1 protein-coding gene is annotated in these 287 nt (G+C 70.4%); it reads left to right on the forward strand.

What is annotated here, in order from left to right; translation table 11 throughout:
- On the forward strand, positions 1–287 hold a 287-nt coding region (locus AC4F3Q_RS13540), incomplete at both ends, for a toprim domain-containing protein (protein WP_491040420.1).

Consider the following 287-nt stretch of genomic DNA (forward strand, 5'->3'; position numbering starts at 1 on the left):
CGCAAGCTGCGCCTGCCGGGCAAGCTCGCCGACTGCTCGAACAATTCGGCGGCCGGCTCGGAGCTGTTCATCGTCGAGGGCGACTCGGCCGGCGGCTCGGCCAAGCAGGCGCGTGAGCGCCAGACGCAGGCGGTGCTGCCGCTGCGCGGAAAGATCCTCAACGTCGCCAGCGCCGGGCGCGACAAGCTCGCCCAGAACCAGCAGCTCGCCGACCTGATGCAGGCGCTGGGCTGCGGCACCGGCACGCATTACCGCGAGGAAGACCTGCGCTACGAGCGCGTGATCAT

It is taken from the genome of Flavimobilis sp. BM9 (assembly GCF_058313055.1).